The organism is Shewanella eurypsychrophilus (assembly GCF_007004545.3).
Classification (GTDB): Bacteria; Pseudomonadota; Gammaproteobacteria; order Enterobacterales; family Shewanellaceae; genus Shewanella; species Shewanella eurypsychrophilus.
This window is the reverse complement of record NZ_CP045503.2, coordinates 1,773,239-1,799,972: the sequence shown is the minus strand read 5'-3', so window position 1 is coordinate 1,799,972 and position 26,734 is coordinate 1,773,239. Positions and strand designations below refer to the sequence as shown.

The 26,734-nt window shown below is 43.7% G+C and carries 16 protein-coding genes; 11 read left to right on the top strand and 5 right to left on the bottom strand.

What is annotated here, in order from left to right; genetic code table 11:
• Positions 1-211 precede the first annotated feature (211 nt).
• On the top strand, positions 212-1,072 hold the full coding sequence (gene folD / locus FM038_RS07545; RefSeq protein ID WP_142872675.1) for a bifunctional methylenetetrahydrofolate dehydrogenase/methenyltetrahydrofolate cyclohydrolase FolD: 861 nt from the start codon (positions 212-214) through the stop codon (positions 1,070-1,072).
• A 131-nt stretch (positions 1,073-1,203) separates the two neighbouring features.
• Here folD and cysS read toward each other — a convergent pair whose 3' ends face one another.
• On the bottom strand, positions 1,204-2,583 hold the full coding sequence (gene cysS, locus FM038_RS07540; RefSeq protein WP_142872674.1) for a cysteine--tRNA ligase: 1,380 nt from the start codon (positions 2,581-2,583) through the stop codon (positions 1,204-1,206).
• Positions 2,584-2,847: 264 nt separating this feature from the next.
• On the opposite strand from cysS, the gene FM038_RS07535 reads away from it, so the two are divergent.
• Positions 2,848-3,342: a peptidylprolyl isomerase gene (locus FM038_RS07535; RefSeq protein ID WP_142872673.1), complete on the top strand. Its 495-nt coding sequence runs from the start codon at positions 2,848-2,850 to the stop codon at positions 3,340-3,342.
• Positions 3,343-3,351: 9 nt separating this feature from the next.
• Positions 3,352-4,086: a UDP-2,3-diacylglucosamine diphosphatase gene (locus FM038_RS07530; protein ID WP_142872672.1), complete on the top strand. Its 735-nt coding sequence runs from the start codon at positions 3,352-3,354 to the stop codon at positions 4,084-4,086.
• Positions 4,087-4,135: 49 nt separating this feature from the next.
• On the opposite strand, the gene miaE is transcribed toward FM038_RS07530, so the two are convergent.
• Positions 4,136-4,924 (bottom strand): tRNA isopentenyl-2-thiomethyl-A-37 hydroxylase MiaE, encoded by a 789-nt coding sequence (gene miaE, locus FM038_RS07525; protein ID WP_142872671.1) that lies wholly within the window; start codon positions 4,922-4,924, stop codon positions 4,136-4,138.
• Between the two features lie 377 nt (positions 4,925-5,301).
• Here miaE and FM038_RS07520 point away from each other — a divergent pair, with 377 nt between their 5' ends.
• A complete protein-coding gene (locus FM038_RS07520) occupies positions 5,302-5,898 on the top strand; it encodes a Yip1 family protein (RefSeq protein WP_142872670.1) in 597 nt (198 codons plus the stop codon).
• A gap of 186 nt (positions 5,899-6,084) precedes the next feature.
• On the opposite strand, the gene glnS is transcribed toward FM038_RS07520, so the two are convergent.
• The 3 genes from glnS to FM038_RS07505 form a co-directional block, all read right to left on the bottom strand.
• Entirely contained in the window at positions 6,085-7,755 is a 1,671-nt protein-coding gene (gene glnS / locus FM038_RS07515) for a glutamine--tRNA ligase (protein ID WP_142872669.1), read from the bottom strand.
• Between the two features lie 206 nt (positions 7,756-7,961).
• On the bottom strand, positions 7,962-10,256 hold the full coding sequence (gene feoB, locus FM038_RS07510) for a Fe(2+) transporter permease subunit FeoB (protein WP_142872668.1): 2,295 nt from the start codon (positions 10,254-10,256) through the stop codon (positions 7,962-7,964).
• Positions 10,249-10,518 (bottom strand): FeoA family protein, encoded by a 270-nt coding sequence (locus FM038_RS07505; protein ID WP_142872667.1) that lies wholly within the window; start codon positions 10,516-10,518, stop codon positions 10,249-10,251. The genes feoB and FM038_RS07505 overlap by 8 nt, the downstream gene beginning before the upstream one ends.
• A 422-nt stretch (positions 10,519-10,940) precedes the next feature.
• On the opposite strand from FM038_RS07505, the gene FM038_RS07500 reads away from it, so the two are divergent.
• From FM038_RS07500 to FM038_RS07470, 7 genes are all read left to right on the top strand, one after another.
• Positions 10,941-11,903, top strand: a complete 963-nt coding sequence (locus FM038_RS07500) for a DmsE family decaheme c-type cytochrome (RefSeq protein WP_185965790.1) — start codon at positions 10,941-10,943, stop codon at positions 11,901-11,903.
• Positions 11,904-11,917: 14 nt separating this feature from the next.
• Positions 11,918-14,044 carry an MtrB/PioB family decaheme-associated outer membrane protein gene (locus FM038_RS07495; protein ID WP_223293020.1) on the top strand — a complete coding sequence of 709 codons (2,127 nt, stop codon included), beginning with the start codon at positions 11,918-11,920 and terminating at the stop codon, positions 14,042-14,044.
• 107 nt (positions 14,045-14,151) lie between these two features.
• Positions 14,152-16,044: an OmcA/MtrC family decaheme c-type cytochrome gene (locus FM038_RS07490; protein ID WP_419555640.1), complete on the top strand. Its 1,893-nt coding sequence runs from the start codon at positions 14,152-14,154 to the stop codon at positions 16,042-16,044.
• A 101-nt stretch (positions 16,045-16,145) separates the two neighbouring features.
• Positions 16,146-18,305, top strand: coding sequence for an OmcA/MtrC family decaheme c-type cytochrome (locus FM038_RS07485; RefSeq protein WP_142872664.1), 2,160 nt, complete (start codon positions 16,146-16,148; stop codon positions 18,303-18,305).
• Positions 18,306-18,928: 623 nt separating this feature from the next.
• On the top strand, positions 18,929-21,370 hold the full coding sequence (locus FM038_RS07480; protein ID WP_142872663.1) for an OmcA/MtrC family decaheme c-type cytochrome: 2,442 nt from the start codon (positions 18,929-18,931) through the stop codon (positions 21,368-21,370).
• A gap of 620 nt (positions 21,371-21,990) precedes the next feature.
• Positions 21,991-24,231, top strand: a complete 2,241-nt coding sequence (locus FM038_RS07475) for an OmcA/MtrC family decaheme c-type cytochrome (RefSeq protein WP_142872662.1) — start codon at positions 21,991-21,993, stop codon at positions 24,229-24,231.
• A 471-nt stretch (positions 24,232-24,702) separates the two neighbouring features.
• On the top strand, positions 24,703-26,727 hold the full coding sequence (locus FM038_RS07470; RefSeq protein WP_142872661.1) for an OmcA/MtrC family decaheme c-type cytochrome: 2,025 nt from the start codon (positions 24,703-24,705) through the stop codon (positions 26,725-26,727).
• Positions 26,728-26,734: the final 7 nt, after the last annotated feature.

Sequence of the window (26,734 nt, the reverse complement as noted above, 5' to 3'; positions counted from 1 at the left end):
GTGAAGCTCCAATAATAAGTCATAAAGTTCAGACGCTATTCCAAGCTAATCACAATTCGCTGGTTTATCAGCTTAATAAGCTCACTGCTAATTTAATTATCCGCAATTTAGAACTGTTTGTTACACAGGGAAATCAATGACACCTATAGCCTCTCCTGTTAAAATAACCGCGGTTTTCAACATCGCGCCCTTTTAAGGATATCCACCCCCCATGACAGCTCAAAGAATCGATGGCAAGGCAATCGCTCAATCCATTCGAACACAGCTAAAAGAAAAAGTAACCGCCCGTAAAGAGGCTGGCAAAAGAGCTCCAGGTTTAGCTGTGATTTTAGTCGGCGCAGATCCGGCGTCTCAAGTTTATGTTGGCAGCAAGAGACGCGCCTGTGAAGAGGTTGGGTTTCTTTCCCGCTCATATGACTTAGACAGCAGCACATCTGAAGAAGCACTACTAACGCTAATTGATGAATGTAATAACGATTCATCAATCGATGGCATATTAGTACAATTGCCACTGCCTAAGCATATCGAAGAGTCCAAGGTCATCGAGCGTATCAGACCCGATAAAGATGTCGATGGTTTCCACCCCTATAACGTCGGCCGCCTAGCTCAGCGCATTCCGGTGTTACGCTCATGCACACCTATGGGGATCATGACACTGATTAAATCTACCGGCGTCGATACCTTCGGTTTAGACGCTATCGTAGTGGGAGCCTCGAACATAGTGGGTCGCCCCATGACACTGGAATTATTGCTTGCCGGTTGTACCACGACCACCTGTCATAGATTCACTCGTAATCTTGAACAAAAAGTCAGACAAGCCGATCTGGTAGTTGTAGCAGTAGGTAAACCTGGCTTCATTCCAGGTGATTGGATCAAGCCTGGCGCCTTGGTTATCGATGTAGGCATTAACCGTCTCGAAAATGGCAGCTTAGTGGGCGATGTTCAATACGATGTTGCGGCGCAAAATGCCGCCTTTATCACTCCGGTACCTGGCGGCGTCGGTCCAATGACGATTGCTAGTCTGCTGGAGAACACCTTATACGCCGCCGAAACTTATCACGATAAAGTCTAGATAAGTTCTAGGCTTGAGTACTAGTTGATTCTAGGCTTGGATATTAGTAGGTTCTAGGTTCTAGGTTCTAGGTTCTAAAAAGCATAAAAAAAGCCTGCATCTGCAGGCTTTTTTATGGGAAAGAGTAATTTTTACTTCTTACGCCAAGTGGTTCCGCTTGGACCATCTTCTAAGATGACGCCCAAGGCATTTAAGCCATCACGTGCGATATCAGCAGCTGGCCAGTCTTTCTCGGCACGAGCGCGATTACGCTCGACGATCAAGGCCTCAATTTGAGCCACTTCATCATCGCTACCTTCGCCTTTGAAGAAGGTATCGACATCTTGCTCCAGTAGGCCTAATACTTCAGCAAGCTCTTTAAGCTTAACTGCAAGCGCAGATGCTTTAGCACTATCAACCTCTTTCAAACGATTTATCTCACGCACCATCTCAAAAAGTACCGAATAAGCCTCTGGTGTATTGAAATCATCATCCATTGCACTTTTAAACTTAGCTACATACTCTTCAGCAGGTGCAGCAGCAACAGAAAGGTCGAGTCCTTTTAATGAAGTATAAAGCCGCTCTAGCGCTGACTTCGCTTGCTTTAAGTTATCTTCTGAATAGTTAAGCTGACTACGATAATGACCCGACAACAAGAAGTAACGGATCGTTGTCGCATCATAATGCTTAAGTACATCACGAATGGTGAAGAAGTTGTTCAATGATTTAGACATCTTCTCTTTGTCGATCATGACCATACCTGTGTGCATCCAATAATTCACGTATGGCGTGTCATGGGCACAGCAAGATTGCGCTATTTCATTCTCATGATGAGGAAATTGTAGATCTGAGCCGCCACCATGTATGTCAAAATGCTCACCAAGATGTTTACTATTCATCGCCGAGCATTCGATATGCCATCCTGGACGACCCGGTCCCCATGGAGACTCCCAAGTAGGCTCTCCCGGTTTTGACATCTTCCACAATACAAAATCCATTGGGTCACGCTTAGTATCTTCGACTTCGACGCGAGCACCGGCTTGTAGCTGGTCAATGTTTTGACCAGAAAGACGACCATACTCAGGGAAAGATGACACACTAAATAATACGTCACCATTATCAGAAACATAGGCATGCTCTTTCTCGATAAGTTTCTCAACCATATCGATAATTTCTGGCATATGCAGCGTGGCTCTAGGCTCAAAATCCGGACGTTTCATGTTTAATGCATCGAAATCTCGATGCATTTCACCGATTAAGCGCTCAGTCAAAGACTCACAAGATTCGTTATTCTCAGCCGCACGCTTGATGATCTTGTCATCGACATCGGTAATGTTTCGCTGAAAGTTCACCTCATAACCTGAATATCTCAAGTATCTGACAATCATATCGAAAGAGACAAAAGTACGACCGTGACCGATATGACATAAGTCATAGATGGTGATCCCACACACATACATACCAATTTTTCCTGGCTGTAATGGTTTGAATTCCTCTTTTTGGCGGGTCAGACTGTTGTATAACTTCAACATCGCTATTCTCTTCAACGAAAAAACAATAAAAATTGGTCAAACAGTTTAACATTGCCCCCGTGTTGCTTCCATCTGTTTTACGTGACTCCCTCCATGAAACTTAGCTTTTTATCTAGCATGTGGATGAGTTTTAACCACTAGTGCTCTGGCATTCAATTTTTTATTCTCTTTAAGCAAATTAGCGACTAGCTCTTTATGCGAAATGGCAATTACGATAGAATCTTGCCACAATTTCTTATTGCTAAACTTAGTGAGAATCAAAACATGATCACTCTTCATACTAACCACGGTGAAATCACCCTGGAACTCGAAACAGAAAAAGCACCGTTAACCGCCGAAAACTTTATCAAATATGCTAAAGAAGGCTTCTATGACGGTACGGTATTTCACCGCGTTATCGATGGTTTCATGGTTCAAGGCGGCGGCTTCACAGAAGATATGGAGCAGAAGCGTTGCAGTGAAACCATCAAGAACGAAGCAAGCAATGGTTTATCAAACGTAATCGGCACTGTGGCCATGGCCAGAACATCAGATCCTCATTCGGCTACAGCCCAATTCTTCATCAACATCAGTGACAATACCTTCCTGGATTTCAAGTCAGAGACCGCACAGGGCTGGGGTTACTGCGTATTTGGTAAAATCAGTGCAGGCATGGACGTAGTCAATAAGATTAAAGCGGTAAGCACAGGCAACAAGGGGATGCATCAAGATGTGCCTCTAGAAGCTGTGATTATCGAAAAAGTGACCATTGGCGAGTAAAGCAGCTTAATGCGCACACTTTTTATAGGCGATCTGCATCTCTCTGCAGATCGCCCTGATATTACTCGAGCCTTCAATCAGTTTCTCGATACCCAACTCGATGATGCAGAAGCTCTTTATATCCTTGGCGACCTATTTGAAGTCTGGATTGGTGACGATATTGCCGAGCCCTTCGCAAATGAGTTAGCCGATAAGCTCCATGGCATCTCAAAAAAGCTCCCTATCTATTACATCCATGGGAATCGAGATTTCCTGATTGGCAGCCAATATACGACGCGATCCGGCATGACCTTATTGCCTGAAGTCCATATCCTCGACCTATATGGCACTGCAACTGTGATCCTTCACGGCGATAGCCTGTGCACACTCGATAAGTCCTATCAAAGATTCAGGCGTTTCAGAAATAACCCAGTTGTTAAGTGGATATATTCACACCTTCCTAAAAGCACTCGCCAAAATATCGCGAATAACATACGCGCTAAGAGTCAGGCGAGTAATGTAAACAAAAGTAACACCATCATGGATGTTGAGAATCCAGCTGTCGGTCAACTAATGAATCGATGCGACGCAACACAGATGATCCACGGCCATACCCATAGGCCAGATATTCATCATTTAGGACAAAATCAGGCAGGCATTGAGAAACTTCGAATTGTTGTTGGTGACTGGTACGAGCAAGGTAGCGTACTTAGCGTGTCGAAAGATAATCTAGAATTAACTAACCTCCCCTTCCAAGCCCAGTAATGACCTTGTCACTATTTAGCTAAGTCATTACTGGCTTTTAGCAACAACATCAGACTTCAGGTGCGCCACTGTGGAATTTAAACTCAGGATCACTAGATAAGATAAGTGCTGCTTCTGCATGACGAATAATCTCAACACGTTCATTCACAGGGATACTTTTCTTTGTCATAGCTGAACTTTGTACCATTTCAGCTAACACTAAATAGTCTTGATAATGCCTAGCTTCAGAGCGTAGTAAGGAAACGTAAAATCGATTTAGCTCATTATCTAAATAGGGTGCAAGTTTTGCGAAACGTTCGCAAGATCTCGCTTCAATAAAAGCGCCAATAATGAGTTTATCCACCAATGCCGCTGGCTCGTGGGTTCTGACTTGCTTCATCATACCCTTAGCATATCGCCCAGCAGTTATGTTCTGATAAGGGATATCACGCTTATGCATTATCTCAAGCACTTGCTCAAAATGATGGAACTCTTCTTTAATCAACCTAACCATTTTACTGATCAAATCAGCAGCATGCTCAAAACCAGGTTTAGCAACTAACTCTCCTGCGAAGTCATTTTTTTTGCTGTCACGGGATAAGAAGCTTTCAATATTTCTGTCTTTTTGATAGATAAATTCTTCATAAGGTTTGGCCCATGCTAGCAATAGTTGAGCACTTTCTTTATCTACCGCGTACTTTCTAATAAGAGACATGGCTGTTTGTGCAGCTTTTAACTCACAATTACAGTGATCAATAAGTAAGTTGGTTAGACTTTCTGGCCTTTTGGCCACCTCAATCCAAGCGTCTGGTGTTTCACATCCTAAAAAGGCATGGATCGGAGCTAACAATTGCTGCATGAGTGCTATTCTCGAAATAATTATTTATCAGACTTTATAGCTAGATATTCTATCATCGACTCCTTCTTAGTAAGGAGCCTATTTGCAAGCAAATTGCTGTATTTCCACCATTGTCCCCGTAACTTGAGCTAGATCAATATGCCGCAGACACAAGTCACGAAACAAATATTTAACAAGTTAGCCAATATGAGCTTGACTAACATGTAGTTTTGTTCAATAAATAAACTTATACCGAAACAATTTTAAATGGATTAACAGGGCATTGATTGGTGTTGGGTATCGTGAGCCGTAAGGTCTTTGGGAATTAGACCAATAGGCATTTAGGCTCGTCTGAAGTTTGGCGAGCAAAAGATTAAAGCTAAACAAGGATAATTATAATGATATTAAATCACTTAATGGGACTCTACACTCATCCAAAAGAAGAGTGGCACACGATTGAACAAAATCACGAAGCGCTAAAGAGTAGCCTTAGCCATATTTTACTCGTTGCATTGATCCCAGTGATCTGTACCTTCATCGCTGCTACTGAACTGGGATGGGACTTAGGTGTTGGCGATCGACTCTTCCTGACACAAGAAAGTGCACTCTTGATGTCCGGAGGCATGTACTTTGGGCTCATCGCTGGGGTATTTGCTCTAGCGTATCTTGCTTTTTGGATGGCAAAAACCTTTGATGCAGATCCTAGCTATACTCAAGCACTAGAGCTAGCTTCATATACTGCAACGCCACTATTTATGGTTGGTTTAGCGGCACTTTATCCTGCAGTCTGGTTCGTGATGGTTATAGGATTAATTGGACTCGCATATTCAGTCTACCTGCTATACACAGGCGTGCCTATCATCATGAATATTCCTGAAGAGAAGGGCTTTATCTATGCAAGCTCTGTCGTTACAGCAGGCTTGGTACTGCTGGTTGCCTTGATGGCATCGAGCGTGATTTTATGGAGTATGGGTTTCGGCCCTATGTATCAATAGAAACTAGGAAACTAGGAAACTAGGAAACTAGGAAACTAGGAAACTAGGAAACTAGGAAACTAGGAAACTAGGAAACTAGGAAACTAGGAAACTAGGAAACTAGGAAACTAGGAAACTAGGATAACAAAAAAGGCTTTAGGGAAACCTAAAGCCTTTTTAATGCATCAATTTTACGTCAGCTAATAACTACTGAGACGAATCTCGTAGTGCTACCGTTAAGTTGAAGACTAAGTTGTCGGACGTTGAATCTTTGCTGTCTGCACAGAAGTAACCTTCACGCTCAAACTGATAGGCTTTTTCAGGAGCAGCACTCACAAGACTGGCTTCAACGAAACCTTGCTTCACGACTAGAGAGTCAGGGTTTATGACTTCATCAACAGTCTCTGCCGCTGCAGGGTTTGCATCAATAAATAGTCGGTTATAAATACGGAATTCAGCAGGTTTGGCAGAAGTCGCTTCAACCCAATGAATAACACCTTTCACTTTACGACCATCAGATGGATTTACACCTAATGTCTCATCATCATAAGTACAATAGATAGTGGTGATGTTACCTTCTGCATCCTTGTCACAGCGTTCAGCTTTAATGACATAGGCGTTACGTAGGCGGACCTCTTTACCTTGCACAAGACGCTTATACTTCTTGTTCGCTTCTTCACGGAAGTCATCGGCATCGATAAACAGCTCGCGACCAAATATGACTTCACGTTTACCCATCTCTTCTTTGCTTGGGTGAATCGGTGCATTTAAAGTCTCAACCTGCCCTTCAGGGTAGTTTTCGATAATCACTTTAACCGGATTGATCACAGCCATGGCACGTGGAGCATTATCGTTTAATTCTTCACGAATACAGGCATCTAACATGGCTACTTCAACCATATTATCTTGCTTTGTTACGCCGATACGTAAACAAAATTCACGAATTGATGCGGCCGTATAACCGCGACGACGTAGGCCTGCGATTGTTGGCATACGCGCATCGTCCCAACCATTGACCAGATCACGTGTCACTAAATCATTCAGCTTACGCTTTGACATCAAGGTGTATTCAAGGTTGAGCCTAGAAAACTCATATTGGCGAGTTCTGTTAGGCGCCTGAAAGTCGTCTAAATGGTCCAGCACCCAGTCGTACAGACGACGGTTGTCCTGGAACTCTAATGTACATAAAGAGTGACTGATATTCTCGATGGCATCCGAGATACAGTGGGTAAAATCGTACATTGGGTAGATGCACCATTTATCAGCCGTTTGATGATGATGAACGAAGCGAATACGGTAGATGATAGGATCGCGCATACACATGAAAGACGATGCCATATCGATCTTAGCTCTAAGTGAACATTCACCCTCTTTGAACTCACCCTTGCGCATCTTCTCAAACAGCTCAAGGTTTTCAGCCGCTGATGTATCACGGTAAGGACTGTTTTTACCCGGTGCTTTCAAGGTACCGCGATACTCACGAGTTTCTTCACTATTTAAGAAGCAGACATAGGCTAAGCCCTTAGTGATCAGCTCTACAGCATATTGATGTAGCTGATCGAAATAGTTAGAGGAGTAACGAATATCCCCTGACCACTCAAAACCGAGCCACTTTACGTCGTTCTGAATTGAATGAACATAATCGATATCTTCTTTTTCAGGATTAGTATCATCAAAGCGTAAGTTACACTGGCCCTTGTAATCCTTAGCTATACCGAAATTCAAGCAAATAGATTTTGCATGTCCGATATGAAGAAAGCCATTTGGCTCAGGCGGAAAGCGGGTATGCACACTGGTATGCTTACCACTTTCTAAATCTTCATCTATGATGTTACGAATGAAGTTACTGGGACGAACTTCGCTGTCCACTTGACTCATGGAATTCCTCTTAGAGAACGCTAGCAACCTAGGATAGTTTACTCATTGGTAAACCAGCCAAGGTTGGTAATATTTGATGTAATTAGAAGGATGATCCACTATCTCAGAGCGAGATACAACGGCTGAATAGTAAAAAATCCCGACAAAGCCTCATAAAACAAAAAAGCAGCGAATAATCGCTGCTTTTTTAACAATCAATAGCCTTATCAATCGGTGATCACTTTGACATTCAATGTCTGCATCTCTGTGCGTTTCGCTTTCAGTTTGAGCCAAATATAGAATATAGCGAGAGCACTCAAGAAGAAGCCAATCCAAAGTGAAGAGCTCACAGGATGAGCACTAAATGTGGCAACTTGATAAAAGATAGTTGCAGTGCCATAAGCTAATGCAAAAGTCCAAACCCCTGCAAATGCCGCCCAACGCCCACCAAACTCACCAACAAGTGCGCCCATAGCCGCCACACATGGCGTATACAACAGAATAAACAATAAGTAGGCAAATGCAGCTGCAATACCAGTGAAACCAGCTTGAAGTGCTGTAAACGTTGAACTATCAACCTCAAGCTCTTCAGAGGCGGTTTGAAGTGAAGTCACATCGCCCACATCAAGCCCAAGGGGATCATTAACCTGAATACCTAGCAAGTTCTCAGGGATTGTTGCCAATGCCTCGTTTAGCGTTTCAATGAAAGGCGCAAGCTCTTCATCTTCACCAGCTGGAGTGCTGTATAAGCTATTTAGCGTTCCAACTACCGCTTCCTTAGCAAAAATACCCGTAATAATACCTACGGTTGCCGGCCAGTTGTCTTGCTCTACGCCCATTGGTGCAAATAAAGGCGTTATTTTTTGACTCGCTACACTGAGTACAGATTCAGAACTATCTTCATGACCAAACGTACCGTCAATACCAATAGCATTGACGAAGTTTAATAAAGTCACGACGATAACAATTGTTTTACCTGCACCAAGAATAAAGCTCTTAGTACGCTTACCTGTACGGTTCATTACTGTTTTGAATTTAGGTTTCTCATAGCTTGGAAGCTCCATGACTACAGCACTGCTAGAACCTGGCAGTACGGTTGAGCGAAGCAGAAGCCCTGTTCCTACAGCAGCTAATACACCAATAATGTAAAGCAAGAATACCAAGTTCTGTCCAGACTCAGGGAAGAATGCGGCGGCAAATAATGCATACACGGGAAGACGTGCACCACATGACATAAACGGCGCCATCATGCCGGTAACGATACGCTCACGCTCACTGCCTAGAGTACGGGTGGCCATAATAGCAGGCACTGAACAGCCAAAACCAACAATCATAGGAACAAACGCTTTACCGGGTAAACCTATGCGTCGCATTAACCCATCTACCACAAAAGCTGCACGCGCCATGTAACCAGAGCCTTCAAGCACTGAAAGTGCCAAGAAAAGTGCAGCGATAACAGGAATAAAGGTTGCAACAGTCTGAATACCTTGGCCAACACCACCAGCAATGATAGTCACCAGCCATGTCGGAGAGCCTAGGCTAGACATCAATGCGCCTAGGTAATCAACAAAAATAGCACCTGCGGTCATATCAAAGAAATCGATAAACGAGCTGCCAACGTTGATGCTGAACATGAACATCAAATACATGACGAATAGGAAAACAGGCACGCCTGCGACTGGATGCAGTATGACCTTGTCTAACTTATCACTCATGGTTTCTGCGCCATTTGCAGATACAGACGAGTTAAAAACGTTTTGGACAAAATCAAAGCGTGTGGTGGCAACCATAATTTCAATATCTTTGCCCTGTCTTGCTATCGACTCTGAACATTGATTGACTTCAGATTGCATCTGGCTATTTTTACACTGACCACATCCTATGCCGTTGGCTAACATCGCCAGAGCACGGCCACGACTAAGATTAGCGTCACTTGCCAATAAATTAATGACACCTTTCTCAATGTCTTGATCGTAATTGAGCACTAAGGGCTCTTCTGAAACACGCCCTTCGAGAAGAGCAATAACCTGAGACTTAACTTTATCTATATCACCCTCTTCACGAGAACAGACTGCGACGACTGGGCAGCCCAACGTATTACTCATCTGTTCAACATCAACTTCAATGCCATGTTTTTTCGCAGCATCTATTTTGTTAAGCACGACAACCATTGGAATGCCAAGCTCACGGAGCTGAACCGTTAAGTAGAGGTGTCTTTCTATATTAGTCGCATCAACAAGGTTAATGATGCCGTCAACTTGTTGTTCTGCGAGAAACTGTTGCGCGATCTGCTCATCCAAAGAGCAGTCACAACTATTACCCGCAGGTAAAAGATCATAGATACCTGGAAGATCAGTAAGAGAAACATCGGTACCATTAAGTGCAAATTGACCGGTTTTTTTCTCAACCGTCACACCTGACCAGTTACCTACCTGTTGATTAGCACCAGTAAGGGCATTAAAAAGTGTCGATTTACCCGCATTAGGGTTACCCACTGTGACACAATGAAACTGCTTAGCCATTCGTTTTCTCCACCTCTAGATTTAAAACACTCACTTTGTCCACATCAATTATGTCTGCAAGATCACGGCGCATACATAATCGACTGCCTCGGATATCTAGCTCTAAGCCAGATCCCATCGGCGCTTTTCGTATCACATGAAAAGAGGTATTTGGGGTGATACCCATAGAGAGTAATTTACGTTTAACTACAGAAGGCAAATCTAATTGACCTACTTCAGAAATAGTGGCGTGATCGCCAGGGTTTAAATCGCTTAATTTCATTATGCTTTTATACCTTCAACAGGTTTTAATAATTCTTAAACTTGAACTAATTTTAACGGAGGAAAAAAAAGAATAACTTTACCTAGATCAATCTTTCGCATTCGAAACGATAATAGTTTTCAATTGTATTCCTTATTATGTGACAAAAGTCTCAACTAATAAATGATTGTGATTAATTAAATTTAGCAAGAACTCAAATACGAATAGTTATTACTTTAGTAAAAATCATGTTTTCCCCACACCCCGACGGTGATCTAGATCACACTTCAAGTTTTATCCTTCAGAATCATCACTCTTTACCCGTTAATTTATTCGCGCTTGTTACTCATTTGTCACTTAAATGTTCTATTATTATGCATTGGTAAATTAGATGATTACTAATATAACAATTATTAGCTTAACTGCGCTCAGGATGTGTGATGATGAACATGGGATCTGCTTGGACAAACAGCAAGGCTTTGGCTTGCCTGTTATTTTTATTAACAGTATTCAGTTTAAACATAATAGCTGCTCCTTGGGATGATAAAGACCCAGCTGAAGTAGAAGCTATTCTTGACCAAAAATTTGCCGAAGGTAAATATTCATCCAAAGGCGCAGATACCTGCCTAATGTGCCACAGAAAAAGTGCCGAAGTGATGGCACTATTTGACGGCGTACATGGTCATGCAAACGTGCAAGGCTCTCCTATGGCAGATCTTCAGTGTGAAGCTTGTCATGGACCACTCGGTAAACACAACCGAGGGGGAAAAGAACCGATGATCACCTTTGGCGCTAACTCTCCAGTACCGGCGCAAAAACAAAATAGTGTCTGTATGAGCTGTCACAATGATGAGCAACGAATGGCATGGAGTGGCAATCACCATGACAATGCCGATGTGAGTTGCGCGAGCTGTCACTCAGTCCACACTGGGGACGATCCAATTAGTAACCGCAGAACTGAAGTCGAAGTTTGCACCTCATGTCATACACAACAAAAAGCCGATATTCATAAGCGCTCTTCTCACCCGCTAAAGTGGCAACAGATGGTTTGTAGTGATTGTCACAACCCCCATGGAAGTTTAAGTGACTCAAACCTTAAGCAGATGAGCGTGAATGAAAACTGTTATTCATGTCATGCCGAGAAGCGTGGGCCAAAACTTTGGGAGCACTCTCCTGTCACTGACAATTGTGCTAATTGCCATAATCCACATGGCAGTGTGAATGAAGCGATGCTCATTAGTAAACCTCCTCAGCTTTGTCAGAGCTGCCATGCATCAGATGGGCACGCATCCAATGCCGTGTTTGCCAATCAAAAAAATGCCTTCAACGCGGGGCAATCTTGTATGAACTGCCACAGCCAAGTGCATGGTTCAAATCATCCATCCGGCAAGCTACTGCAGCGCTAATAGGGAGCAAGGTAATGAAGAGTAATACAATGAAAGCCCTAGCGAATCACTCTGTATCAATAAGCTTAGTGGCCATGGCTATTAGTAGTGTATTTTCGCCTGCTATGGCAGACGGATACAGCCTAGCACAAGTCAATCGTACCAGCTTAAAACTTGATAAATGGGAGTGTAAGCGCTGTAAGGTCTCTACAGAAGCAGCGGGGAGTATCGGTGTAGGTGTTGCTTATAATGATGGTTCAGATAGCCACTTCGGTAATACTACGGGAACTGACACAGACGGACTCGTCGGCCACTTAGATGCCGATGTCACACTGAAAAATGAATCTGGTTACCAAACAAAAATTGAAGCGGACAAGCTAGGTTATGACAATGGCAGTGCAACACTGACCACAGGCAAACCTGGTCAGTATCAAATCGCTTTAGGGTATCGTGGTATCGCAAATTACGATACTGACAAGGCTATGACACCTTATAGGGTTAAAAGTGATGCCATGGTCCTTCCCCAAGATTGGCAAACTGGTGCCACAACCGGGCAGATGGCGACACTAGCCGACAACGCTAAACCCGCTGAGCTAATGACCCAGCGTGACCGATTTTCACTAGATGCACATTATAAAGGTAACTTCTATAAAGCAGAGCTGGATTATCAGCACGAAGCACGCTCAGGAAAACGTACCTTCAGTGGGAACATACTCACAAACAGTGCCATGTTGGCACAACCTATCGACGATTCAATCGATAATTTAGGCGCTAAAATCTACTTCAGTGGCGATGGATGGCTCGCAGGTATTGATACCATGCTCAGTCAATATAATAACGATCACAATGCATTAAACTGGGATTCAGCATTTACCCCAACCTTTGGTGCGGCCTATGCGGGACAAAGTGCTACAGCCCCTGATAATAAAGCTTACCGTGTTGCTGGTAATGCTCAGTTTGGTGCTAATGGACAACAGATCCTAATGCACACAGGTTTTAGCCGTTTCACTCAAGATCAAGCCTTTCTCCCTGCAACGATTAACGGCCCCTCTCCTGACTTGCCTGCTGTTAACCTGGATGGTCAAGTCGATATGATTGAAATGACCATTAAGTATTCTGGCCGAATCACCAGTGAATTAAGCTTACGTGCCAGCTATGACTATAGAGACAGAGATAATAAAACAGAGATTAATGATCACCCTCAGGTTATCACTGACAGCTATTTTTCAGGCACTGCTGCTAATCCAGAATATGACCGCACCCGTCAAAAGGCAAAACTTGCCGCTAAATACAGATTTACCCGTAATGTCTATTTCGATGTGGGTTACGACTATGATCATAACAACTACAGTGATTTAGATAGAGAAACACTGCATGAATCTAGTATTTATGGTCGCTTAAGCTATCGAGCTTCCCAAGCTTGGTCCTTTGCATTTAAAGCAAAAGCACAAGACCGAAGTGGCAGTGAATATAAACCCGTTACTCGAACAGACAGCCTAAGTAACCCTTTACTCAGAAAAAGCTATCTTGCAGATAGAGAACGTCAAGAATATAAACTATCAGCCAATTACACAGGCTCTGATACATTCTCTACTTCCGCAAATCTACATTTTAGCCAAGAAGATTATACCGATACACAGATAGGGCTCACTAACATTGACACTTCTGGCTATGACATCTCAGGGCAATACCTAGCCAATGAAGACCTCAGCTTTAACGCTTTTTTCAATCAAGATTGGCGTGATAGCGACCAAGCAGGCAGTAGCAACTTTAGTACAGCAAACTGGTATGCAAATGTAGATGAACAATCGACAATCCTTGGCTTAGGCATGCTGTACCAAAACTTAGTGGATAAGAAATTATCACTGGGGATAGATTACAACTATTCGGATGGCCAAAGTGATACAGAAGTTAAACAAGGATTGGTAACGCCCTACGGCGATTACTTCTCAACAAGCCATAACGTCAATGCATTTGCCGATTATCAATTTAGTGAATCGATGGCTATTCGTCTCGACTGGATATTTGAGCAATATCAAGATGCAGACTGGAGTGATCAGGACGTTAGCATGAGCACGATCCCTAATGTGCTGACATTCGGAGATTTAAGCCACGACTACAGTGCCCATTATTTTGGACTGACATTAAGTTACCAGCTTTAACAAATAGTTGTTCTATAGACATAAAAAAAATTAACCGTTTTTTGGAAAGTCCGGTGTGAGTGTATTCCAAGGAAGAGATGATGAAATTAATAACAAATATTAAATCTATGCTTAGCAAAAAAAGTGTATCGCTAATGACGTTAGCCGCACTCGTCGCTGCTTGTGGTAGCGATGATGGTGAACCAGGCAATCCTGGAGAACCAGGAGGCCCCCCAGCCTCTGACATTGCCTCACTTATCGTTGAGGTTGATGACGTTGCACTCAATAATGGTATAGCGACCATTAATTATCGTGTAAGCAACCAAGACGACGAGCCCGTTGTCGGCATACCGAGTTCAACCTATATTGCGGCACAGCTGCTTCCTCAAGGTTTCACTAATGCCGGAAACAGCAGTCAATGGCAATATTTTACTTCTGAGAGCTGTAGCTCTTCGTGTACCGGTGAGCTTGTCGATCATAAAAATGGCAAATACAGCTATACCTTTAGTGCCACTTTCGATGGCATGAATGAGATGAGCTATATGTCTGGCGCGACTCAGCGCATAGTTATAAAAATTGGCGGAGATAGCCTACCCGACGGAACCGTGCTACCAACGACCAACCAACATTTCGATTGGCAAGATTCGGGTGAAGCTGCATACACACGTAATTTAATCGTTATGGAGACATGTAATACTTGCCACGACGATCTGGCTTTCCATGGCAGCAAGTACAATGAAGTCGAAACCTGTGTGACCTGTCACAGTGAAGGCAAAGTTAGCAGTAATGACAATATCTTCCCACAGATGATACATGCTAAACATCTTACAGGTTTCCCAGGTTCTCTAGCTGATTGCCAAACCTGTCATGTCGCTGATGAAACATTGACTGAGAACATGAATTGGGCGCGAGTGCCGGGCATGGAAGCCTGTGGTTCATGTCATACAGATATTAACTTCCCAGCTGGCGAAGGACATCCTGCTCAAGCAGACAACAGCAATTGTGTCGCCTGCCATAATTCGCAATGGACTATGAATGTTCATAATGATGGCGGCGATGTTGAAGCATTAGCTCAGTTTAATGCTGAGATAATCTCTGCGAGCCTTTCAGGTACAAATGTCACCTTCAGTATTAAGCTAAGTAATCCTACATCAGGTGAAGTCTATGCTGATAGCGCCGATAAGCTCAGCTTTGTCGATGATCTGCGCATTGTTGCAAACTGGGGAACGAGCTTTGATTATGCTACTCGCTCAGCTAAATCAATAAAGCTACAGGACACACCACCAGTATCTGGTAAAGAGGGGACCTATACTTATGAGATAGCGGGTCTAACCATTCCGGTTGGCAGTGAAACTGATCATGGTGCCCTAGCCGTGCAAGGTAAAATTTGTAGTTCCGATGGAGAGTTAGGCGATTGTTCAGATGAGAGCTTCTCGACGGTTAATATCAAATCTTCCCATCAGTTCTTCAATCAATCTGCACTATCTACTGAGGGTAGACGTGTCGTCGTAACCAATGAGACATGCGGAAGTTGTCATGGCGATCAAGCCCTCAATTTCCATGGCAGTCGCAACGATCTAGAGCAACAATGTCAGCTATGCCATAACAATAATATGATGGCGGATGCCAGTGCTGCGAACCCATCAATAGCCACCGCAGACTTTAAACATCTCATTCATGGTTTACATAGCTCACAACGCGAAGGCTATGAAGATCTCACTTACCCAGGTCAAATTGGCAACTGTGCTCAATGTCATACCAATAGCGACGCAGGAGTCTTAACCGCGGCGCTACCATTAAATAGTGCGGTTCAGCCTCTGTCACTTGACGACGGTACATTTACCAGTGCTACGGCAGCCATTTGCAGTGATTGTCATTCCAGTGCCAGTAATCATATGATCCAACAAGGCGCGGTATTTATGGGCACCGAGGAAGATGCAATCGCTGGGACAGAAAGTTGTGCAACCTGTCATGGACAAGGTGCAACCGCCGATGTACTGGCTGTTCACCCAATCAAGTAACCAAGGATCAGTAATACGTGTGAGACATTCAACAAACTCTGCCACATAAAAAGAGTGAATGTCTCAACCTGAGATGATGTATAGAAAATGGAACGCAAATTATGGATATCAAAACAAAAGGTTCGAAGCTAAGCGTTATTGCACTGACCTGCTCTGCCCTACTACTCGGCTGTGGAAGTGATGGTAAAGACGGTGAAGATGGCCAAGATGGAGAAGTCGGCTTCTCTGTTAGTCAAGCCAATGAACTCGTGACCAATATTAGCGCCGTTGCCGTTGTTGATGGCGTCGTAACAGTCAATTTCAGCGTTGAGAACGCCAATGGCGTAGCAATAACAGATTTTGATACCTATGAAGGCGTCGACACCTTAGCGATGGGCGTAGCCAAGTTACTTCCTCAAAGCGGTAAAGGATATAAAACACCTCAGTGGATCAGCTATATCAATAATATGGTTGAGCCAGTGGCAGAGAATATCCCTGCTGGATATGAAGAGCTGGCAGGTCCTCAAATCCAGCCATCTCTAGAAGGAAGTTGTAAACAAGAGTGTGTAGAGAAAGTCTCTGCGGGTGAATATAGCTATACCTTTCAGCTTAACCTTAACTCGATTGAGCCTGTAGGAGATTTAGACCTTACCTTTGATGACAGCTTGACTCACAGAGTCACGATGGAAATGCGTGCCGATGGTGACATCAATAAACTGGTTAATACCCACTATGATTTCTTACCTTCATCGGGTGAAATGGTAAGTGGTGAAGCAACGCGCACCGTGGAGTTTTTAGAAGACTCTTGTTTACGATGCCACAGTGATGATTATGGCCATGCATGGGCACCTAAATTGATAATGCATGGTTCAAAACGATACGCCATCGAAAATTGCCAAATGTGTCATACCAGCTATGCAGGCGACCCAGAAACTGGCGCGCCTATCGACATGGGCTATATGGTGCATAAGATCCACAAGGCGCAATACTTTATGGTCGGATACGGTGGCTCAGTCCATGACTACCAAGATGTGACCTTCCCTGCCGATATGTATGATTGCCGTACGTGCCACATGGAAGGAGAAGCCGCACCCGCAGATGCCGCCAACTTTAAGCACCACAGAGCGCTTGCTTGTGGCTCATGCCATTCTGATTCTACCGACCCTGCAGTGATTAAAGATGAGATGCATGATAAGTACATGCCAGATCATAGCTGTAGCACCTGTCACGCCGATCAAGGCCAAGAAGGTGCTGGTCATCATATGACAGATGCGATTGCTAAAGATAATGCTAAAGATGCTTACTCTGCCACTTTACTGGCTGATTCTGTCTCCATTGACACAGGTATGATCACGTTTGATGTCGTATTTATAGATTCATCACTTACATCTACTGTAATGAGCCCAGATGCGGATGCTCGCATCTCTCTAAGCGCCATCTATTTTGGTTTTGGTAATGAGATAGACTTTGGCACAGGAACTCAAAAAGTAGACTTGCGTTCACTCACGCCTACCACCGTCAGTGATGGGGTGTATCGATACACAATAGCTACGTCACTAACCCCCGATGCCAGCCAAGCAGCAACAGGTGTTATCTCGACTAAGATGTGTGTCGACAGAGATAGTTTAATGGGCGTTGTCTGTGGTACTGGCACCGACGAGTCAATTAACCCTGCGGTGATCACTGGCGAGCTAATCGCTTTCAATCTCAATGGGGATGACAGTGTGATGGCTAGAAGAGTGGTCGTTAGTAACGAAACCTGTGCCAATTGCCATGATGAGAAGTTTATCGGTAAATTTGGTATCGATTTCAAACACAGTGGCAGTTACAGCAACTTTGAAGGCGAATGTCAGATGTGTCATAACCCGACACGTTCAGGCGCTGATTCAAAATCAATTGTTGATCATATTGACTTTAAAGTACGTATTCACGCTCACCATGCCAGTAAGCGCTCAAGCCAAGATCCAGTCACTTTCCCTGAACATTATGGCAACTGCGCTGTATGTCATGATAAAGGTCAGTTAAAGATGGACGGATTGAGCGCTATGGTCGCAACACCATCAACAGACTCTATTTTAGGCCCTGTTGAGTTTTCACCGATTGCGTCGACATGTGTGAGCTGTCACGGTACCAAAGATTCATTAGTCGCCCATATACGTGCTAACGGCGGTGCAGCTAATGACACCAGAGGCAGCTATGTACCCGGTAGTGAAAGCTGTGCAACTTGTCATGCTGAAGGTAAAACGAGTGGTGTCGATGCCGTTCATCCTGTGAATTGGTAATAAACAGAGCCTCATTGTGAGTCTATAAGTTTTACCAAGTAAGAGCGGTGCGTTAAGTGCCGCTTTTATTTGTTATTTTATTGCATTGTCTCATTATCCCTTTTAATAAAAATACTGAAAGTGTCACGCAATTACATATTCACAAAACCATACATTAACAACTCAGCGTCTCATTTGTTAAACCCTTGATAATCAGCTTATATTTTACTCTATTCAAATTTGATCAAAATCAAGTTTCACGTCTAAATTTCTAGCTAACTTAAGGTTGAATTAATAACTTAACACAGTAACTTAAACCAAGATTAATTTTGCCTCCAGCTCTATCCAATCAAGAGGTTAGCCGTTGATTAATTGGAGTTTTCACAAACTTAACAAGTGCAAACAAAGTAACCTGACATTCCTCACAATTCATAATATGCCCTTTCTCTGATACTACCTCTTTTGGGTAAGATCATTATGAGGTGCTGATTAATATTTGAGGCAATAGCAAATAGACATCCCACTCCTCATCAAAAAATCTGAACATAAGCAAAGTTCAAATAAAAACCAGAGAAACTCAGAGCTAACGCATAGCGATGTAGCTAACTTGTCGCTCTGAGACACAATCTCATGCAGGGGAAACAATGATGAAACGGTATCCAATTAGTACCGCTATAAAATCCGCAATCGGCATAGGTGCATTATCATTTGCACTGGTTGGTTGTGGTGGTAGCGACGGCCAAGATGGTTCAGACGGCGAAGATGGCAAGGTTGGCGTTGATATCCAGCAAGCCACTAGCCTCAACGCTAATATTCTACATGCAACAGTCAATGAAGGTCTTATTGCAGTAGATTTTGAGCTGCTAAACGCCAATGGTGTGCCAGTCTTTGGCCTAGAAGAGTTTACAGACATTAATACCCTAGGTTTCGGGATTGCAAAGCTTGATGCACTGCAAAAACGCGACATGCACAGCGTCGGTCAGCCAGTCACACCCGAGCAGTTCAAGGGAATAAAGCCTACTCAATGGACCAGCTACATCAACACTGTAAAAAGTGCTAATCCTGATCACATCCCAGAAGGCTACACCCACCTCGCTGGCGATCAAATCCAAGCCAATATTGAGACAAGTTGTAAAACTGAGTGTATTGAAGTACTTGATCATGGTACTTACCGCTACACCTTCTCGAAGACATTATCAGAGTATGAGCAGATTGAAGCTGTTAATACTGAGTTCAATGGCGAGCTCACTCACCGTGTCACATTAGAGCTAAAGCCAACGAGCACATTGAGTTCAGCGACGCTTGTTAATACTCACTATGATTTTGTGCCTGCACTTGACCGTGCAGCCGAAGCAGATGAGACGCGTAACTTAGTTGATCTACAAGACTCATGTATCCGTTGTCACAGTGATGATTACGAACACGCTTGGGCACCTAAGTTAATGATGCATGGCAGCAAGCGTATTGAGATTGAAAACTGCGTTGTATGTCATACCTCCTATTCAGGCGATCCTGAAACAGGTGCGACAATCGACTTTGGTTCAATGCTTCATCGCATCCATGATGGCACCTACCTAATGGCTGGTTACGGCGGTAGTGTACACGATTACACTGATACCACCTTCCCAACAGATATGGGCAATTGTCAGACTTGTCATATCAATGAGGAACACTCTCCAGCTCAAGCCGAGAACTTCCAGTTCCATCGCCAAGAAGCTTGCGCGTCATGTCATATGGCTGACTTCAACCCTGTCGATAATGTACAGTGGCTAACACCTCCAGGTGATAACAAAGATCGCGGTTTTGTCGGCAACTATTTCCACTATTATGCCGACCCAGAAACCGATGGAGTTGCAGGTGCCGATGTCCGTGGTGTGTTTGAAAACCAGTCTTGTTCAAGCTGTCATGCTGACGATAGCAACCCACAAGGGGCAGCTATATTCCATATGGCTCATACCAACACTCGTGATCAAATCATCTCTGACATCGAATTAGCGCTGACTAATGCATCACTGCTTGTTGAGGGTGAAGCATCGACGATGACATTCACATTAAGCCATAAAGGTTTAGAGAGCGTGTTTGCCGATAATGTTGCCAATGTATGGTTAACAGCAGCAGGCGAAGTCGATAACGATTTCACCAGTGAAGTGGCAAATAACCAGTCTCGCAAAGTCTGGGATCTAGTATCAAATGCTAATGTTTCAGCTGAAGAGTCTGCATTCTCAACCAAGTTCACTATTGAGAATATCAATGCCAATGACTTTGGTGTCGCTCATTCAGGCATGCTTATGGCTAAAGCTATTGTATGTACGGATAAAATGAGCCAAGTGCTAACTTCTTGTGAAGTGGCCGCAGGTGATGAGAATGAAATTGAACTGCTAGAAGTCACTCTCGTTGCTGAAAGTACGGTATTTGGTGCAACTGAAAACCGTAGAGACGCAGCCTCTGAAGCTAAGTGTATTAGCTGTCATGAAGGTGAATTCGACATCAAAGCCGTTCACAACCGTAATAGCAATCCATCAGACTCTGGCTGTGGTGCATGTCACTCACCAGTTACTGCGACCAGCTTTACTGATGGCAACTGTGCGAGTTGCCATAACAGCAAGATGACTATGTATCTGAACGCAACTTCGAAGCATACACCAGGTGATATTCAGCCATTCCGTCAGCTAAATAATACTCTTGATTATCGCAACCTTGTACATACGCTTCATGCAAGTAAGCGTACAAAGTCTTATGGTGATAAAGATGTAGACTCGATCACATTCCCTAACCACTATGGTGACTGTTCAACTTGTCATGATAAAGGCCAGTTAGAGATGAAAGAGCTACATAGCTTACCAGCAACCATCACAGCAAGAGAAGGTGCTACTGAGCGCGGTGATGCGGTTGAGTTCTCACCTATTGCTGCAACTTGTGCTGGCTGTCATACCAAAAATAGTGATTCCCTAAGAGGCCATGTTGAGAGCAATGGTGGTGTTTACGGTGCCCCTATTGGCACTTATGACGGCACTGAAAGCTGTGCAACTTGTCACGCCGAAGGAAAGTCATTCGGTGTTGATAAAGTTCATCCAACTAACTATTAACGGTTATTAGTTAATAGCTACGAGCTACGAGCTACGAGCTACGAGCTACGAGCTACGAGCTACGAGCTACGAAAATAGTTTAATTTAGTCACTAAAAGCAGGAAGTTAATCTTCCTGCTTTTTTATTTTTGACATAAATACCTTCCCCTACAATACCTTCTGAAATATCTAGTTGGTCAACTTGATATCTTGAGAGTCACTTCCTAAAACCAATCGGTATAAATACATCTCAATGACCATTTTTATAAACCACAACTTACCGACGAATAAAAAACACATAGACCTACACTTTCACAGCGAAGAAAAGCAACACTCACATCACGTTAACATCACAGGGGTAACTCTGCTCTAAAACTGATTTTAGGCTTAAAATCGACTGAAAAAGTCACTTTTTATCTACCCCTAAAGAAATAGTCAGATCGAGTTCACATAAAGCAGCTAAAACAACTGCTAAAAATTCGTTGCTTAGTTAGCCTTACCAAGGGAAATAAATTCCACACACTAAGTTACTGTTTAACAACAAAATGATAATAAGAAGCACTCTTATATACCGTTAAGCTTATATAGCAAGCCGTTAAGTAGTGACTCAGTGATGATTAAAACTATTGCAGGGAATAATCATGATGAAAAAGTTCAACTCTTTTAATACAAAAAAGAGTGCAGCAGCCAAAGCTGTACTCAGTGCAGGGATACTCTCTTTTGCACTTGCTGGTTGCGGCAGCGACGGTAAAGACGGTGAAAATGGAGAAGATGGTGTAGTAGGCGTACAAATAGATTCAGCTAAAAGTGTCAATGTAGTGTTTACTGATGCGGCTGTTGATGCTGGTGCGGTTACTGTCAACTTCTCTCTTGAAAATGACAACGGTGTCGCTGTTCTTGGATTAACCAAAGACCACGACCTAAGATTCGGTATCGCTCAACTTGCTCATGTCACAGAGACGATGAATGATAATGGTGGCGTTCCTACTGAATATGATCGTGGCTTCCAATGGCAAGCATACATCAACAGTCAGAAAGAGCCTGGCTCAATGCCAGATGATACCTCTCACTTAGATCCAAAAACACAGTTTCAGGCTAATGTAGAAAAAGCCAGTGATTGCGAAACCTGTTTTGTTGATAATGACGATGGGACATATACCTACACTTTCCAACAAAATATTGGCAACGTCACAACGCCTGTTGAAGTCGTTTACAACGCAGACTACAGTCAACGTGCCACACTAGAGCTTGAATTACCTAACTTTGCTGCAAATGCAAATTATGATTGGCAGCCATCTACAGGTACCACTGAAGGCATTCAAACTCGTGAAGTCGTTTCTATCGAAACCTGTTACACCTGTCACCAGCCAGATAGCCTAGAGTTTCACGGTGGTCGCCGTATTAACCTAGAAAACTGTGTATCTTGTCATACTGCTACTTCAGGCGATCCTGAAAGTGGTAACAGTGTCGACTTCACCTATATGATCCACGCTATCCATAAAGGAAATAGCAGAACGACTTATAGCCCTGACTCACCTGATGCTGATGAAAAAGGCAATATCCCAGCACCTTACAAGGTCATAGGATACGGTGGGGGCGTTCACGATTACGGCAAGGTTATGTATCCGCAAACGCCTGCAGCAGATTGTGCAGCATGTCACGTCACAGGTGAAACTGCACCTGCCGATGCTGAACTATTCTTAGGTAATAAGAGTAATACTGCATGTATAGCTTGTCACACGACTATGCCAAAAGCCTACCATGACCCAAGCAATGAAAACTGTATCTCTTGTCATATACAAGAAGGTTATGCCCGAAGTGCTGAAGAAGCCCATGGAGACGCAACAAAGCGCTATAAGGAAAGCCAGAGTTACTCTGCTAAGTTCAGCAAAGTAACTGTCACTGACAACGTACTTACATTTGATGTACAAATCCTTGATGAGCAAGGCCAAGCTGTTGCTAAAGAGTTTATAGCAAACACCAGCCAGTATACTAAATCTAGCATCTACTTCTCTTGGGATACCGACAAAGACTATCCAGCATACACAGATGGAACAAAATACAGTGCCCGTGGTTTTGCTCTGCTAAACACAGATGTTTCTGACTATAATGCAGAGACAAAAACCTTCAGCATCGACAGCACCAATAGTGCTCTTGAGTTACCAGTGAATCTTAATGGTAAAAGTGTTGAGTTATTTGCTGGTGTAGCAACTTGCTTCAAATCGGGAGGTTATGGTCGTCCACTTGTTGAGCCTACAGCATGTGAATATGACGAAACAGACCCTACTAAGCTACTAACCGATGCTGCCTATATCCAAGATGCACCTCTAAGCTTTACTTGGAATGATACTGACACAAGCGAGCCTGCAACAGCTCGTCGTGATATTATCGATAGCAGCAAGTGCATGGGTTGTCACAACCAAGAGATTGTTCATTATGATAATGGTGTAAATTGTCAAACCTGCCATACCTCAGATAAAGGTCTAAATGCTTGGGGCGGAAACGCACCGACAAGCTTTGCCTATAAAGCCCATGAAGCTGAAGGACATTACCTCAAGTATGCAGGTGTTGGTTCAAGCACTGTCGTTAAAACTGACTGTATGACTTGTCACACTGATGACGGTATTAAATTGGGTCGTGCACCTGAGCGTACATGGCGCTACGGTGACATGTTGACTGGAGAAGACATGTGGGTCTCTTCTGATGCAGGTGCTTGTATGAGCTGTCACCAGAAATACCTTAGTGATTCAGGTAAGTCTCACATTGAAACCAACGGTGGTATCTTAGATGGGATCAGCGCTGAAGACGTTCAAAATCGCGCTAAAGAGACTTGTTCGACTTGTCACTCACCTGAGAAGTTGATGGAACTTCACGGTAACTAATCACTGGTCATTAACCACTGGTAAGTACTGGCTAAAACCACTGGTAAGTACTGGCTAAAGATGATGAATTAGCACTCGCTATCTAGCCGCTAAATCATCATCATTTATACCCAAAGGGAGGCTTAGCCTCCCTTTGTTTTTATCCGCTAAACGCAAAAATAGAAAAAGAAACAGTTACCATACATAACATCAACTTAACTGAGAATAGTTATCAACTAACCCGCTCATTTATTGATCTGAACCCGCGTTTCACCTCCGTCTAAACTACCCCTTTATAAATAGACTGATCTTGGTCACACATTAGCACCTGATTTGCAGATTTTAAGCCTTCGTTACGTTAGCCTTTCCATAGGGAATAATATTTCCAGCATCGACTTAAGTAGCCACTAATAATGAAATCATCTAGATGATAAACGGTTAGTTTGACTAACCAAGCACTTGAGCCAATGTCAAACCTATGCAGGGAAAAAAATGATGAACGTAAAAAATAACAAGTTTGCGCTGCTATTGGCAGCAAGTGCTGTGTCTCTGGCCTTAACGGGCTGTGGTGGAGATGATGGCAACAGTGGTGAAGACGGCAACCCAGGTGGCCCAGCTGCCAACGTGGTTAACGTACTTAATCTCGATGTGACTAAAGTGACTTATCAAGACGGCATGCCGACAGTCAAAGTCTTCGCGACCAACGAAGAAGACTTACCTGTTGTTGGCCTTATCGATCTTGGCGTTGTAGCAGCACAGCTTACACCACAAGGTGCAACTGGCGCAGGCAATAGCGCACAGTGGACACGTACAGCCCGTGTTTCAGGCGCTGATAACTATGTCGACAACAAAGATGGTTCATACACATTCACGCTTGAACTCAGTGAATACAACGTTGATATGACTCAGCGCTATAATGTAACCGCTGGCGGCGAAGGCTCTACACTCGCCGATGGCGTAACTTCTGTTCCACGCACTGAAATGGTTGAAGACTTTTCAGGTGAAGGCTACGAAGCTTTATACACCAAGAATATCGTTTCTCATGAAACCTGTACTAACTGTCACGCCGAAGGCAAGCCACTAACAACGCGTCACAGTAGTTACTATACCCAAGAGACCTGTGCCACTTGTCACAGCAGCTCAATGTCTACCGAATCGCAGTGGAATCACTTGATCCACAACATTCACAACACAGCTAAGACATTTGAAGATAAGTACGGTAAAGAGTACACAGGCGAAGCCGCAGAAGCACTTATCCAAAACAACTGTAAATCATGTCACGTCGAGCCAGACGCCGATAGTGGTGAACTCGCTGAATGGGGCAACTGGTCACGGGTTCCAACCATGGAAACGTGTACTAGCTGTCATACCAATATCGACTTTAAAGCGGGTAAAGGACACTCTCAGCAAAATGACAACAGCAACTGTATCGCTTGTCATAACGCGAGCTGGACAGAAGAGCTGCACACAGGTGACTTTGCCCAAACTAAGACGCTGATCGACTCTTACGGTATGAATACCAGCCTAGTTGTCAATCAAGATATGACTACGACAGTGACAGTATCATTCGTTGACGCGAGCGGTGAAGCGGTTAATGCATCAAGCTTGTTACCACAAATTCAACGAGTTGAAGCAACCACTAACGTCGGTCCAAACAACGTGAAGTTAGGCTACTACGGTAAAGACAGCTTGAACCTAGTGTTAAATGGTCAGCTCAACCCAGCAGCGACTATCACAGAAGCAGGGGCTATCAGCTACACCACTAAAGCGCTCACATTTGGTGCTACGGGTGAGGATGCAGATACTGCATTTACCTTTACCGGCCTTTCGTTATGTTCTGATAAAGGCGAATTTGTTAACTGTGACACTGTTGCAGTGGACGGAAACCTTGATGAAGATGGTTACTTGGTAGACGCTTACTATACAGGCATGAAGGCTGATCTAACCTTCGCAACGTTATCTGGCGAAGCTCCTAGCATGCGTCATGTAGATTCAGTGAACTTTAACACCTGTATTAATTGTCATGGCGACAGCTTCGAAGTGCATAAAGGGACGCATCACCCAGGTTTTGTTATGAGCGAGCAACTTGCTCAAATCGTAAACGGTGAAACCATTGTCGGTGTTGATGGCTGTGTGGCTTGTCACACACCTGACGGTACATACGCAGGTGGCGCGAACAAAGGTGCACTAGAGATGAAGTTGCACAAAACTCATAGCCAAGGTGATTACGCTGTTATTCCTGGCATGAACTGTGACCAGTGCCATAACGACTTCAATTTTGATGCATTCAAAAAGAAGGGCGCGTTAGCAACGGCAAGTGGTACTTACACCACTCCTATCGCTGCGACTTGTGTCTCATGTCATGGCTACAACATGGATAGCTTCAAGGCTCACGTAGAAGGTCAAGGCGCATTAGTTAACGTAACTAAAGAAGAAGCGACTGAAGCTGCTCAACTTGAAACGTGTTTCATGTGTCATAACCCAAGCATCAATGATCACACTTCGGTGAAGATGTAATTTGCTC